Origin of the sequence: Kitasatospora sp. NPDC058444 (genome assembly GCF_042721415.1) — a bacterium.
In the GTDB taxonomy this organism is placed as follows: Bacteria; Actinomycetota; Actinomycetes; order Streptomycetales; family Streptomycetaceae; genus Kitasatospora.
On the sequence record NZ_JBHXLL010000025.1, the window covers coordinates 99,170 to 112,845 of the forward strand.

The following is a 13,676-nucleotide window of genomic DNA, read 5'->3' on the forward strand; positions in this document are numbered from 1 at the left end:
CCGGCCACCACGATCGTGCTTTCCGGACGGTTTCCCGGAGGGCCGGGAAAGTCCTGAGAATGCGGAAGCGGATCGTCATCGAACCTCCGGTGGAGCGGATTCCTGCGAGTCGTCGGCGACCGTAGCCCATGCCACTGACAATCGGGTTCCGGCACAACGGCGGAGGTCATGGCCCGGATGGGGCAGCGAAAATGACGTACTGTCACACTATTCAATAACAAATTCCCACGGTCGAATATCCGTGTTAGCGTGCGGGCCGCCGGCTTCTCTCGAACTCGGGAAGGTGGGGGCGGGCCATGCAGGACGAATTCTCGCGGCGGGGTTTCCTGGGCGGTGCCGGTGCGGCGGCCGCCGGGATCACCGTCGGTTCCACGGGTGCGGCGGCGGCCGAGGCCGCGCACCGGGAACTGCCCAAGGGGCGCTCGGTGCTGGCGGGCGATCCCCGGTACCAGACCCTCGCCCAGGGCTTCAACCAGCGGTGGAGCAGCAGCCCCTCCTCCATCCGGCTGGTGGGCAACGAGGCGGACGCGGTCGCCGAGTTGAACCGCGCGCTGGACGGTGGGTTACGGCCGACGGTCCGCGGTGGCGGCCACTGCTACGAGGGTTTCGTCGACAACGACGGCGGCGTCATCCTCGACCTCGGCACGATGCGCGGCGTCGCCGCCTCGACCGACAAGTTCGGCCGGCCCACGTACGGCGTCGAGGGCGGCGCCACCAACTGGGACGTCTACACCACGCTCTTCCGGGAGTACGCCGTCACCGTTCCCGCCGGGTCCTGCTACTCGGTCGGCGCGGGCGGGCACGTCTGCGGCGGCGGGTACGGCCTGCTCTCCCGGCGGCACGGGCTCACCGTGGACCACCTCGTCCAGGTCGACGTGGTCACCGTCCGGGGTGGCCGCGCGGTGGTGACGCAGGCGCACCGCGAGGACGCGAAGGGCTCGCCCGAGCAGGACCTCTTCTGGGCCCACACCGGCGGCGGGGGCGGGAACTTCGGGGTGGTGCTGCGGTACCACTTCGCCCCGGACGTGCCCCAGCCGCCGCCCCGGGTCTGGCTGAGCAGCGTGGCCTGGCCCTGGGCCGAACTGCTCGAGCGGCCCCAGGACTTCGAGGCCCTGGTGGCCAACTTCGGCGCTTTCATGGCCGAGCACAGCGGCCCGCAGGAGCCGCTGTACCAGGGGCTGTTCGCCATCCTCAAGCTCACCCACCACTCCAACGGGAACGTCGTCCTCTTCAGCCAGTGGGACGGCGAGGACCCGGGCCCGCTCGACGCCTTCGTGGCGGCGGTCGAACAGGGGATGGCGACGCGCTCGACGGTGCAGAGCAGGGCGGCCGGCGGGCTGTTCCTGCCCTACCCGGACACGCGGCGCCAGATGCCCTGGTTCCAGGCGACCATGACGCTCAATCCCTCCGGCGACAACCAGCGCGGCAAGTACAAGTCGGCCTACCACCGGGAGCCGTTCGCGCCGGAGCAGATCGCCGCCTTCTGGGAATGGCTGGTGCGGGACGTGGAGGGGGCGGACCTCTCGGACACGCTGGTCCAGATCGACTCCTACGGCTGCCGGATCAACACCCGGCGTCCCGAGGAGACGGCCGTCCCGCAGCGCGACTCGATCATGAAGCTGCAGTACCAGACGCACTGGACGGACCCGGCCGAGGACCAGAAGCACCTGGTCTACCTGAGCGGGCTGTACCGCGACGTCTACCGGGGGACGGGCGGGATCCCCGAGGTCGACACGGCGACGGACGGTGCCTACGTCAACTACCCGGACGTCGATCTGGGCACCGCCAACCAGCCCGACCCGGCCTACCCACGCCTCTACTACAAGGGAAACTACCCGCGGCTGCAACGCACGAAGGCCTACTGGGACGGGGAGGAGGTGTTCCACCATGCCCAGTCGATCATCCCGGCCAGGCCCTGAGGCCGAGCACCGGAGCCCCGGAGACCTGCCGGAGCTCCGGAGATCTGCCAGAGCCCCGGAGGCGGGAGAGTGCTCCGCAGCCGTGCCGGCGCGTCCGGAGAAAGGTCAGGTGCCCCGGAGGTGCGGGGAGGCACCCCGCATCCCCGCACCCGTGACACGACCCCCGGCCCCGCTCCGCTAGGCGGCCCGCTCCGCCTCCTCCTCGATGATCCGTCCGTCCCGGACCTCGATCACCCGGTCGGCGAGCCCCATCAGCGTCGGGTCATGGGTGGCGACCAGCACGGTGACGCCCTCGCTGCGCACCACCGCGCGCAGCAGCTCCATGATCGAGCGGCCGGTCTCCGAGTCCAGCTGACCGGTCGGCTCGTCGGCGATGATCAGGCTGGGCTCGTTCGCCAGCGCGCGGGCGATGGCGACGCGCTGCTGCTGGCCGCCGGATAGTTCGCCGGGGCGCTGGTTGGCGTGGTCGGCCAGACCGACGAGGGCGAGCAGGGTGTGGGCGCGCTCCTCGCGCTCGGCGGCCGGGGCCTTGCGCAGCCGCATCGGTACGCCGACGTTCTCGGCGGCGGTGAGCATCGGGATCAGCCCGAAGGACTGGAAGACGAAGCCGATCCGCTCCCGCCGCAGGGCGAGCCGGCCGTCCTCGTCCAGGCTGGCGAGGTCGATGCCGTCCAGGGCGATGCTGCCGCCGGTCGGGGCGTCCAGACCGCCGACCAGGTTGAGCAGGGTGGTCTTGCCGGAGCCGGACCGGCCCTTGAGCGCGGCCAGTTCGCCGCGTCCGACGGTGAACGACACGCCGCGCAGGGCGTGCACGGTCCGCTCTCCGGTGCCGAAGCTCCGGCGGAGGTCGGTCACGGCCACCATCGGCGTGATGGTGGTGTCGGCGGTGGCGGCCTGATGCTGCGTCATGCGGCGTCCCCCTGTGGGCGTGGCGGCCCGGTTCCGTCCGGGTCCCGTCCGGGTCTACGGATATATCTGCGACGGTGGTTCACGTTCCCGGGCGGGAATCCGAAAAGACGGTCTCCCGGGGCAAAGGAGCGCACCGAAGCCAGATTTGTGAAGTGTTCATGGCATTTCAAGTGGGGCATCCCTGGCCGGGATGCTACCAATGAAAGGAATTTGCTCATTGCCTACTTGATTCGCGCAAGTCCCTTCCGTTCCTCGATCGAATCTGACAGCATCGTCCGCTATCCGGCGACCGATTGCCGGTGATCACTGCGCCGGTGCGCTCGCGATGTGTCCGTCTGTGGCCGACTTGTCCTCGGACCGGATCGATGCGCGGGGCCCGGGGATGCAACCGGGGATGTAAATCCGGGGGAGGAACTTGATGCTCGGCTTCGTCGTGCGCCGACTGCGCGGGCGAGTGCCGCTGGCTGCCGCCGTCCTGCTTGCGGTGCTGATCACCACGTCCGTGCTGACCGCCTTGGTGGCCTTCAACAGCAGCGTCGGTGAAGCCGGCCTGCGGCAGGCGCTCCAAGGGCCCGGTCACGCCCGGACCACGGTGGCGGTGACCGGCGAGCACGGAGGCGACCAGCGGACCAAGGACGAGGCGGCGCTCGCCGCCTACCGGCAGAAGCTCTTCGGCGACCTGCCCGTGCACACCGACAGTCTGACGCGCAGCCGCTCCTACAGCCTGCCGCCGGCCCCCGGCAACGCCGCTGATGGCACCGCGACAGGCAGCGGCGCGACAGGCAGCGGCGCGGGCACCGCCCCCGCCGCTCCCGCCCCCACCCCCCAGGCCTCCACCCCCCAAGCCCCCGGAGCCCAGACCGCCGGAGCCCAGCTCGACCTCACGGTCCTCGCCGACCTCGACCGCGGCCGGGTCCAACTGCTGGCCGGCGCCTGGCCGGGCGCCGCCACCGGGCCGGTCCAGTCCGCCGCCCCGGAGGTCGCCGTCCCGCAGAGCCTGCTGCGCCGGCTCGGCCTGACCGAGCAGGCCCTGCCCGCCGAGGTCCGGCTCGTCGACCGGAGCGACAGCAAGCCGCTGACCGTCCGGATCACCGGCGTCTACCGGGCCACCGACCCGGCCGCCCCGTACTGGCGGATCGACCCGGTCGGCGGCCACGAGATCGAGGTCGGCGGCTTCACCACCTACGGCCCGATGATGGTGGACCAGAGTGCCTTCAGCACCGCCGGTCTGATCCAGAGCGGCCTCGGCTGGTCGCTGGACGCCGACTTCTCGGGCACCGACCGGGCCACCGCGCAGGCCGTCGGCGACCGCGCCCGGGGCCTCTCCGAGGACCTGCGGAGCACCGCCTCGCTCGGCGCGAAGACCGAACTGCCCGACATCATGCGCGAGCTGGCGGACAGCATGGTGGTCGCCCGGTCCACCCTGCTGATCGGCGCCCTCCAGTTGGCGGTCCTCGCCGCGGCGGCCCTGCTGCTGGTCGTCCACCTGATCTCCGCACGGCAGGAGTCCGAGAACGAGATGCTCGCCGCGCGCGGCGCCTCGGCCTTCCGGCTCGGCTCCTTCACCGCCCTGGAGTCGCTGCTGCTCGCTCTGCCCGCAGCACTGTTCGCACCGCTGCTGACCCCGTTCCTGGTCCGCGCGCTGGCCGGCCTCGGCAGTTCCCACCCGATCACCCTGGAGACCGGCATCAGCTGGTCGCTCTGGCCGGTGGCCGTGGTCTGCGCGTTCGCCTGCATCCTGCTGGCCACCGTGCCCAGTGTGGTGCGCGGCGTCGGTGCCGCGCTGCGCCGCCGGGCCGGCCGCCGCCAGGCCGTCGTCTCCGGCGTCGCCCGCAACGGTGGCGACCTCGCCGTGCTCGCCCTGGCCGCACTCGCCTACCAGCAGCTCGACCAGTACGGCGGCGGGCTGTCCCCCGACTCCAGCGGCCGGCTCGACGTGGACCTGCTGCTGGTCGCCACCCCGACCCTCGCCCTGTGCGCCGGCACCCTGGTGGTGCTGCGGCTGCTCCCGCTCGTCGCCCGGTTCGGCGCCCGCGCGGCGGCCCGCGGCCGCGGCCTCGGGCCCGCCATGGTCGGCTGGCAGCTCGCCCGCCGGCCCGGCCGCGCCACCGGCCCCGTCCTGCTGCTCGTCATGGCCGTGGCCACCGGCGTCCTGGCACTCGGCCAGCACGCCACCTGGACCTCCTCCCAGCGCGATCAGGCCGCTTTCACCACGGCCGGCGGCCTGCGCATCTCCGGCTCGCACAACGCCCCGATGGGCCAGGGCGGCCGTTACGGCAACCTGCCCGGCGGCGACCGGCTGGTCCCGGTGGTGCGCGACGAACAGCCGCTGCAGGGCGGCACCGGTCAGCTGTTGGCCGTCGACGCCGCCGCCTTCGCCGAGCGCGTCCCGGTCCGCTCCGACCTGCTCGACGGCAGGACCGGCGCGGAGGTCTTCGGCACGCTCGCGGCCCCCGCCCCCGCCGGCATCGCGCTTCCCGGCCGCCCGCTGCGGATCGACGCCGACGTCACGGTGAGCCAGACGATCCAGACGGCCACGATGTACAGCAGCCCGGTCCGTCCCGAGGTCCGCCTGCTGCTGCGCGACCGTTTCGGCCTGGTCCACAAGGTCCCGTTCGGAGAGCTTCCGCTGAACGGCGAGGCCCGCTCCTCGATCCGGCTCGGCGCGCTGGTCGACGCCCCGGTGGGCTCGGTCGCCGCCCCGCTGAGCGTGGTCGGCGCGACCGTGGCCTTCGGCGACCGCAGCGAGGGCGAGGTCAACGTGCGGAGCCTGGCCGTCTCGGAGACCGCCGACGGACCGTCCACCACCGTCCCGGTGCCGGCCGGCACCGGCTGGAGCCTCAAGCCCCCGCCCTCGCGCAACGGCGGCACGGCCACCACGCCGGTGGCCGCGCTCGCCTCCGAAACCGCCACCGCCGAGAGCCTGTTCACGGTCCGCTACCACTCCGCCCGCGGCCTCGGCGAGTCGGTGCGCGCCGTGCTGACCCCGACCGGGGCGCCGCTCCCGGCCGCCGTCAACGGCGTCGCCACCCGCGACTACCTGAAGGACGTCGGAGCTTCCGTCGGCGACACCCTCCAGGTGCCGTTCAGCGGCGTCGTCGTCCCGGTCAAGGTGACCGGCGTGGTCGAGGCCGTACCGGTGGCCGGCCGACAGGCCCTGGTGCTGGACCTGGGCACCGTCGCCCGGGCGCTGGCCGTCCAGGACCGCAACCTGCCCTCCCGCATCGAATGGTGGCTGCCCGCCACCGGGCCGGGCGACCGCGCCCCGGCCGAGGCCGCCGCCGCCCTGCGCGGCGCCCCCGGGAGCCAGGACCTCGCGCTCTACGACGAGGTCTCCGAGGGGCTCCTCGGCGACCCGGTCGGTGCCGCCCCGCAGAGTGCGCTGATGGCCATCGCGATCGTCACCGCCGTGCTCGCCGCGATCGGTTTCGCCGCCGCGGTGGCCGGCTCCGCCCACGAGCGCTCCCGGGACTCCGCGCTGCTGCTCGCCCTGGGCGCCCCGCGCAGGCAGGTCGCCCGCACCGTCGCGGCCGAGAACGCGGTGCTGGTCGGCCTCGGCGGGATCGTCGGCCTCGCCCTCGGCGCCCTGCTCGTCCGGCTGATCGTGCCCTTCGTGGTGCTGACCCCGGCCGCCCGCCGCCCGGTGCCCGAGGCCCTGGTCGAGCTGCCGTTCGGTCAGGCGCTGCTGTTCGCGGCCGCGATCGCCGTCGTCCCGCTGCTGTCGGCCTTCCTGGTCGGGCGCCGGCGTCGAGACGTGGCCTCCCGGCTGCGACACGTGGAGGAGATGTGACCACCAAGGCCGGCACCCGCGTGCCCACCCCCGACTCCGCCCCGCCGCCCGCGTCCGGACCCGCCCTGGCCCAACGGCCCGCGCCCTGGGTCCGTACCCGGCTGCGCGCGATGCCGCTGGCCGCGCTGCTCACCGCGGCCCTCGCGTTCGTCACCGTCTTCCTGGCCGCGGCCTTCCCCCGGATCGCGGACCGGGGTGCGGACACCGCGCTCCAGGAGTTCACCCGCGGCCTGGGCGGCAACGTCACCAACCTGGAGATCACCTCGGCGACGGCCCCCGGCGACACCGCCGGCAACCTCGACGACGTGCAGCAGAAGCTCGCCGCGCAGATCGGGCGGCAGTTGCCGCTGAGCCCGTCCGGCGAGGTCCACGGCACCCGGACCAAGACCGGGCGCCAGATGTTCAACCCGGGGTTCACCCGGCTCTCCGACAACGCCACCCCGGCACTCGGCCTGTACTACCTGCACGGCCTCGCCGACCGGGTGACCCTGACCGCGGGAAGCTGGCCGGGCCCCGCCCCGGCCGACGGCCCGCTGCCGATCGTGCTGAGCCAGCAGGCCGCCGAGGCCATCAACATCAAGGTCGGCGACGTCATCGAGAGCGGCACCGACGGACCCGTCTCGCTGCGCAGCTCCGTGGTCGGCCTCTACCGGGTCAACGATCCCCAGGAACCGTTCTGGGAAGGGCTCGGCTGCCCGGCCCGGGCGTGCCTGGGCCTCAAGGGCGACGACGCCTGGTACTGGACCAGCGGCTTCGTCGACGGCGGCAGCCTGGCCGCGCTGGGCCGCTGGGGCTCGGCCGGCCAGGACTTCTGGCGGCTGCCCGTCGACGCCGGCAAGCTGCGCGCCGACCAGCTCGACCGGACCCGCGCGACCCTCGGCTCGTACACGGCCGGCCCCGGCATGACCGCCCTGGTCGACACGACCCTCCGGGCCGACCTGCACGCCAACTCGCTGCTGCCGGACGTCCTCGTCCGGGCCACCGCCCGCTACCAGGCCGCGGCCCCGCTGGGCGCCATCGGGCCGGCCGGCGTCGCCGGAGTCGCGGTCGTGGTGCTCTGTCTGGCCGCGGCGCTCAGCACGGACCGGCGCGCCGCCGAGATCCGGCTGCTCCAAGCCCGTGGCGCCTCACGCAGCGGAGTGCTGCTGCGGCTGCTCGGCGAGGGCACGGTGACCGTGCTGCCCGCCGCCCTGCTCGGCACGGCCCTCGCACTGGTGCTGCTGCCCACCCCCCGCTGGGGCAACCCGGTGCTGCTGGCACTCGCCGTGACCCTGCTCGCGATCCTGGCCTTCCCGGCCCGGGCCGCGCGGCTCTGGGCCCGCCCGCGGCCGGCCGGCGGCTGGCGCCGGGTGATCGGCGAACTCGCCGTGCTGGCCGTCACCGCCGCCGCCGTGGCCGAGGTCCGCCGTCGCGGCGTCGGCCACCCCGGCGGAGGCGTGGACCCGCTGCTGGTGGCCGCCCCGCTGCTGCTCGCCGTCTCCGGCGGCCTGCTGCTGGCGAGGATCGAGCCGGTCGTGGTCGGCTGGCTTGCGGCCCTCGCCGGCCGCGGCCGCGGGCTGGTCGGCTTCCTCGGGCTGGTCCGGGCCGCCCGCGACGACTCGGGTCGGCGCCGGCCCTCCGCGCTGCCCCTGCTCGCCCTGCTGATCGCCGTCACGGCCACCGGCTTCGGCGCCACCGTGCTCTCCACCGTGGACCAGTCCCGGTCGCGTGCCGCGCGCGTCACCACCGGCGGCGACGTGTCCGTCAGCATCCCGGTCTACGCCAGCCTGCCGGAGGCCTTCACCAAGCCGGCCGGCGAACTGCCCGGCGTCCGGGCCGCGACCGGGGCCTGGATCGAGGAGCGGGCCACCTTCATCGGCGGCGACCGGGACACCACCGACGCCATCCTGGTGGTGGTCGAACCCGACGCCTACGCGGAGATCGCCCGCACCGTCGGGGTCGGCGAGTACGACCCGGCCAAGCTGGCCGCCGCACCCGGCGGCAAGGACGGCCCGGTGCCCGCGCTGTTCAGCCGGGACCTGGCCAAGCGCCTGACCTCGGGCGCACCGCAGGTGCGCACGCCCAGCGGCAGCCAGATGGCCACCAGCGTCGCCGGGGTCGTCAGCGCCACGCCCGCCCTGCCGGACCCCGGCAAGCCCTTCGTCGTGGTGCCGGCCGGCCCCGCCGCGGAGCACCTGCCGGAGCTCAAGCGGGCGACCAAGGTGAACAAGTGGTTCGCGGTCGGCGACGTCGACCCGGACCGGGTCCGCGCCCTGCTGATGGAGCGCGGCCTCGGTGGCGGCGCGCAGCTGGGGCGCGTCGGCAAGCTGATCCAGGACGAGGCCAAGGCCGCGGGGAAGACCTCCGCCGGACTGCCCCCCGGGTACGCGGTGCACAGCAGCCGCGAGAAGACCGCCGAGCTGGCCGCCGACCCGGTGCAGCACGCCGCCGGACGGCTGTTCTGGTACGCGGGCTTCGCCGCCGCAGGGTTCGCCCTGCTCGCCGTGCTGCTGACGCTGCTGCGGGCCGCGCCGGAGCGCACGGCGGTGCTCGCCCGGCTGCGCACCATGGGCCTGCGGCCCCGGCAGGGCTTGGCCCTGATCCTCGCCGAGGCGCTGCCGCAGACCCTGGCGGCGGCGGTCGGCGGCGGCCTGGTGGCGCTGGCCGCGGTCGCCCTGCTCGGGGGCGCCTTCGACCTCTCGGCCCTGGTCGGCGCCACGGTCGCCGAGAGCCTGGCCCCGGCGGTGATGCCGGTGCTGCTGCCCACCGTCGGTCTGACCCTGGTGGTCGGCCTCGGCGTGGTGGTGGAGACGCTGATCGCCGGCCGGCGCCAGATCGCCACCGAACTGCGGGCGGGGGAGCGGCAGTGAGGCCGGGAACGGCGCCGCCCGGCGGCACGGAAGGAAGGCCGCGGCCGGCGGCCGGGAGCGGTGCACGGGCCGTGACAGCGGTCCGGGGCGCCGGGACAGTGGAGAGCGGTGCGTTGAAGCAGACAGTCGAGACAGGAGACCAGCGGTGAAGAGCACTCCCCAGGAGCGGACGGTCGTCGAGGCCCCCAGCCTCCAGGAGCTCCAGCAGCGGGCCCTCGCAGCCGCCTCGCCCAAGGCGTACGGCGAGGGGGCGGCCATCGTCTGCGACCGGCTGGTCCGGATCTTCAGCGCGGAGGGCGTCGAGGTCCAGGCGCTCCAGGGCCTGGAGCTGACCATCCGGCAGGGCGACCTGGTCGCCCTGGTCGGCGCCTCGGGCAGCGGCAAGTCCACCCTGCTCACCATCCTCGCCGGGCTGGACGTGCCGACCGCCGGCACCGCCACCGTGGCCGGCTGCGACCTGCTGGAGATGTCGGTCAAGGAGCGGCTGCGCTACCGGCGCGAGGTGGTCGGCTTCATCTGGCAGCAGACCGCGCGCAACCTGCTGCCGTTCCTCACCGCCGCCGAGAACATCGCGCTGCCGATGCAGCTGCGCGGCCGTCGCTCCGGCGCCGGAGGGGCGAAGCAGCAGGCGGCGCGGGTGGCCGAGCTGATGGAGGCGCTGGAGATCGGCGAACTCGCCCACCGCAAGCCCAACGAGCTCTCCGGCGGACAGCAGCAGCGGGTGGCGATCGCGGTGGCGATGGCCAACAACCCGCCGGTGCTGCTCGCCGACGAGCCCACCGGCGAGCTGGACTCGGAGACCGCCGGGATCATCTTCGAGTCCTTCCGCACCGTCAACCGCGAACTGGGCGCGACCGTCGTGATCGTCACCCACGACCCGATGGTCGCGGGCGAGGTCCGCCGCACGGTCGCGATCCGGGACGGACGGACCGCCAGCGAGGTGCTGCGCCGGACCGTGACGGACGAGCACGGCGAGGAGTCGGTGAACGAGCGCGAGTACGTGATGCTGGACCGCAGCGGCCGGGTGCAGCTGCCGGTCAAGTTCCTGGAGTCGCTCGGCATGGAGCACCGGGTGGCGGTCGACCTCGCGGCCGACCACATCGAGGTCCGGCCGGACGACATCACCGGGCACTGAGCCGGAGCGCGCGCTGCCCGGAAGCGCGTGCCGGACCGGAGCGTGCCAGGTTCGGAGCGCGCCGGGCCGGGAGGCGGTCGCCGCCTCCCGGCCCGGTCAGCTGTCGCCGCCCATCCGCTGGAAGAGGCCGCTGCCCTCGGCGTCGGTCCGGAGGTCGGTCGGCGCCTCCTCCGCGGCGCGGTCGCCGCGCGAGGTGGCGGTGCAGAGGGCGAAGACGATCAGGGCGCTGGCCGCCACGGCGAGGATGCCCAGCGCGGTCAGGACGCGTAGCCAGGTCAAGGTAGTGCCTCCTGGGGGACGGTGCGGCCCGCACAGACGCGCACGCCGCCGCCGGGGATGTATCGGCAGGTCGGGCCGCGCGATCGAGTGCCCACGGACGGTTCTTCCCACCGGTTGGTGCACGAGAGACCGCCGGTGTTGGCGCTCGAAGCACTCGTGGGGCGCGTCACGCCCCGTCGCGCGCCCCAGCGGTCGCGGCCGCCCGTCCGGTCCGGCCGTCCACCTGGGCCCGCAGGGCGGCGAGGTCCGGCTTCCCGAGTCCGTTCAGGGGTATCGCGGGCAGCAGCAGGAGCGTGTCAGGGGCGCACCGGCCGAGTCCGCGCGCCCGGCACCACCGGTGCAGCTGCTCGGCCGTCAGTCGCGAGCCGGGGGCGAGGGCGACGGCGGCGTGCACCCGGTCCAGACGGTCCGGGTCGGTGGTCGTGAACATCACCGCCTCCCGGACCTCCGGGTGGGTGCGCAGCGGCTCCTCGATCTCGCGGGGGAACACATTGTGCCCCTCGAAGATCGCCATCGGGTCCCGCCGCCCGGCCACCGTGAGATACCCGGCCGCGTCCAGGCTGCCCAGGTCGCCGGTGTGCAGCCAGCCGTCCCGGAGCACCCGCTCGGTCAGCTCCGGGTCGCGCCAGTAGCCGGCCATCGCGGTCGGCGTGCGGACGCAGATCTCCCCGGTGCGGTCCGCAGGCAGCTCGGCGCCGTCCTCGTCCAGGATGCGCAGCGCGGTGTCCGGGTACGGTCGGCCGGCGGTGGTCAGCAGCCGCGGCGCCAGGTGCTCGTCCGGGCCCAGCCGGGCGACCGGCCCGCACTCCGTCAGGCTGTAGGTCTGGTGCAGCACCCGGCCCAGCCGCCGGGTCGCCTCGGCGAGGCGCCGCGGGGCGGCCGCGCAGCCCGTGTAGCCGACCCGGCGCAGGCTGCCGGTGTCGGTCGTGGGCAGCAGCGGGTGGTCCAGCAGCCGGTACAACAGGTGCGGCGGCAGGTACATCCGGGACACCCGGTGCCGCTCGACCGCCGCCAGCACGGCCCCGGCGTCGAACCCGTCCTGCATCACCACCGTGCCGCCCGCGGCCAGCGCCAGGTCCGCCGTGGTGCCGCCGCCGTGGCACAACGGGGTGCACAGCAGGAAGACCGAGCCGGACAGCAGCGGCGGGCGCGGCGGACGGGCGAAGCGGCGCAGCACCCCCTTCGGGCGTCCGGTGGTGCCGCCGGTGAACCGCACCGCCATCACGTCCTCGGGCCGGCAACGGGGTTCGAGCGGCGCGGGGGAGCAGCCCGCGGCGAGGTCCAGCAGGTCCGCGCCGAGCCCGAACGGCGACGGGCCCGGCCCGAACGGTGACGGCCCCAGGGAGAACAGGGCGGCCGACGGCACGGCCCGCGCGATCCCCTCGGCCGCCGCCGCGCACCGGACCGGGTCGAAGACCAGTGCGGCGGTTCCGGCGAACTCCGCCAGCTCCACCTGCTCCGCGACCGGCCCGTCCGGGAACGGCATCGCGACCCGGCAGCCCAGCAGGTTCGCGGCGAGCCGCACCAGCAGCGCCTCCGGCCGGTTCCCGGCCAGCAGCGTCACGCCGTCCCCGGGCCCGAGCCCGGCCCGCTCCAGCGCCCGCGCGGTGCGGTGGACCTGGTCCAGGCACCGCTGCCCGCTCCACGCCTCGTCCCCGGACCGGATCGCCACCCGCGCGGGATCGCGCGCCAGCCCGTCCAGCACCAGCGCGGTGTACGTCGGAGCCGCCTCCGCCATGGCCCGCCCTCCTGTCTGACGGGGCGTCAGCCTAGTGGATGTCCGGTCCCACGGGTGCACCGCGGTCGACCGGGGTCCCGGCGGCACCGGCGGCACCGGCGGCACCGGCGGGGCGAGCCGCGATCGAGGCGGGGTTGTTGTTAGGGTTCCCGGTCGGACGTGAACGGGGGCTCGGACTGGTGGGCGGCAGGGTGGACGCGGTCGTGGCGCCGCGCGGAGTGGTCGATCTTCGGGGAGACGCCGGGGCGGGCTTCGTCACCGCCTACCCGGCCGACGCCGTCGTGGTGGTGTCCGGGCTGCCCGGGGCCGGAAAGAGCACGCTGCTGCGGCGCTGGTCCGGGGCGGGGGTCCGGGCGGTGGACCCGCGGACGGTGCACGAGGCCTGCGAGGCGGTGATGCCCGCCGCCCTGCCGTACGCGGTGTACCGGCCGTGGGCGCGGCTGGAGCACTTCCGCCTGCTGCGTTCCTCGGTGCGCGGCGGCGGCCCGCTGCTGGTGCACGACTGCGGCAGCCGGGCCTGGATGCGGCGCTGGCTCGCCCGGGAGGCGGGCCGCCGGGGCCGCGAACTGCACCTGGTGCTGCTGGACGTCGGCGCCGCCACCGCGCTGGACGGCCAGCGGGCCCGCGGCCGGCGCGCCTCCACCAGGGTCTTCGCCCGCCACCGCCGCGGCCTGGAGCGACTGCTGGCCTCCTTCACGCGGTACGTGCGCTGCGGCGGCCCGGTGCCGACGCCGGAAGCCGCGTCCGTGCTGCTGCTGGACGCCGTCTCCCGCTCCCGCGCCGAGACCGCCCGCTTCGGGGCGGCGGGCTGACCGCACCGCGGGCCGACCGTCAGCGGCGGGCCCGGCGTTCGGCCTCCGCATGCCACCAGCCGGGCGGGGAAGCACCGGTGACGGGCGCGGACGCCTGCTCGGGATGCAGCCCGAGCGGGCGCAGGGCATCGGCGCGGACCCGGACGTCGAACCAGCCGTGCCAGCGGCCGTCCGGGCCGACTCCGCAGATCAGGTCGAAGCGCACCGCGTCCGGCTCGAAGGGCATCCAGTCGATGCCCCGGTCA

9 protein-coding genes are annotated in these 13,676 nt (G+C 74.8%); 5 read left to right on the top strand and 4 right to left on the bottom strand.

Features of this window, described 5'->3' with window-relative positions:
* Positions 1–296: 296 nt before the first annotated feature.
* The gene (locus tag ACFWP2_RS24885) at positions 297–1,919 is read left to right on the top strand and encodes an FAD-dependent oxidoreductase (protein ID WP_380455061.1); all 1,623 of its coding nucleotides are present in this window, start codon (positions 297–299) and stop codon (positions 1,917–1,919) included.
* Positions 1,920–2,096: 177 nt separating this feature from the next.
* Here ACFWP2_RS24885 and ACFWP2_RS24890 read toward each other — a convergent pair whose 3' ends face one another.
* Positions 2,097–2,828 carry an ABC transporter ATP-binding protein gene (locus ACFWP2_RS24890; RefSeq protein WP_380455063.1) on the bottom strand — a complete coding sequence of 244 codons (732 nt, stop codon included), beginning with the start codon at positions 2,826–2,828 and terminating at the stop codon, positions 2,097–2,099.
* A gap of 418 nt (positions 2,829–3,246) precedes the next feature.
* Between ACFWP2_RS24890 and ACFWP2_RS24895 the strand changes: the two genes are divergently transcribed.
* From ACFWP2_RS24895 to ACFWP2_RS24905, 3 genes are all read left to right on the top strand, one after another.
* Positions 3,247–6,618, top strand: coding sequence for an ABC transporter permease (locus ACFWP2_RS24895; protein WP_380455065.1), 3,372 nt, complete (start codon positions 3,247–3,249; stop codon positions 6,616–6,618).
* A complete protein-coding gene (locus ACFWP2_RS24900) occupies positions 6,615–9,467 on the top strand; it encodes a hypothetical protein (protein ID WP_380455067.1) in 2,853 nt (950 codons plus the stop codon). The genes ACFWP2_RS24895 and ACFWP2_RS24900 overlap by 4 nt, the downstream gene beginning before the upstream one ends.
* 145 nt (positions 9,468–9,612) lie before the next feature.
* Entirely contained in the window at positions 9,613–10,602 is a 990-nt protein-coding gene (locus ACFWP2_RS24905) for an ABC transporter ATP-binding protein (protein WP_380455069.1), read from the top strand.
* Between the two features lie 96 nt (positions 10,603–10,698).
* Here ACFWP2_RS24905 and ACFWP2_RS24910 read toward each other — a convergent pair whose 3' ends face one another.
* Positions 10,699–10,881 carry a hypothetical protein gene (locus ACFWP2_RS24910; RefSeq protein ID WP_380455071.1) on the bottom strand — a complete coding sequence of 61 codons (183 nt, stop codon included), beginning with the start codon at positions 10,879–10,881 and terminating at the stop codon, positions 10,699–10,701.
* 166 nt (positions 10,882–11,047) lie between these two features.
* The gene (locus ACFWP2_RS24915; protein WP_380455073.1) at positions 11,048–12,619 is read right to left on the bottom strand and encodes an AMP-binding protein; all 1,572 of its coding nucleotides are present in this window, start codon (positions 12,617–12,619) and stop codon (positions 11,048–11,050) included.
* A gap of 203 nt (positions 12,620–12,822) precedes the next feature.
* Here ACFWP2_RS24915 and ACFWP2_RS24920 point away from each other — a divergent pair, with 203 nt between their 5' ends.
* Complete coding sequence (locus tag ACFWP2_RS24920) at positions 12,823–13,431, top strand: AAA family ATPase (RefSeq protein WP_380455075.1); 609 nt, start codon at positions 12,823–12,825, stop codon at positions 13,429–13,431.
* Positions 13,432–13,450: 19 nt separating this feature from the next.
* Here the strand turns inward: ACFWP2_RS24920 and ACFWP2_RS24925 are convergent, their stop codons facing one another.
* Positions 13,451–13,657, bottom strand: coding sequence for a hypothetical protein (locus tag ACFWP2_RS24925; protein WP_380455077.1), 207 nt, complete (start codon positions 13,655–13,657; stop codon positions 13,451–13,453).
* Positions 13,658–13,676 lie beyond the last annotated feature (19 nt).

Bases quoted from the DNA above. Each gene is read 5' to 3' on its own strand.
- ACFWP2_RS24925 (WP_380455077.1), bottom strand. From the start codon at position 13,657: ATGCCCTTCGAGCCGGACGCGGTGCGCTTCGACCTGATCTGCGGAGTC.
- ACFWP2_RS24915 (WP_380455073.1), bottom strand. From the start codon at position 12,619: ATGGCGGAGGCGGCTCCGACGTACACCGCGCTGGTGCTGGACGGGCTG.
- ACFWP2_RS24890 (WP_380455063.1), bottom strand. From the start codon at position 2,828: ATGACGCAGCATCAGGCCGCCACCGCCGACACCACCATCACGCCGATG.
- ACFWP2_RS24885 (WP_380455061.1), top strand. From the start codon at position 297: ATGCAGGACGAATTCTCGCGGCGGGGTTTCCTGGGCGGTGCCGGTGCG.
- ACFWP2_RS24895 (WP_380455065.1), top strand. From the start codon at position 3,247: ATGCTCGGCTTCGTCGTGCGCCGACTGCGCGGGCGAGTGCCGCTGGCT.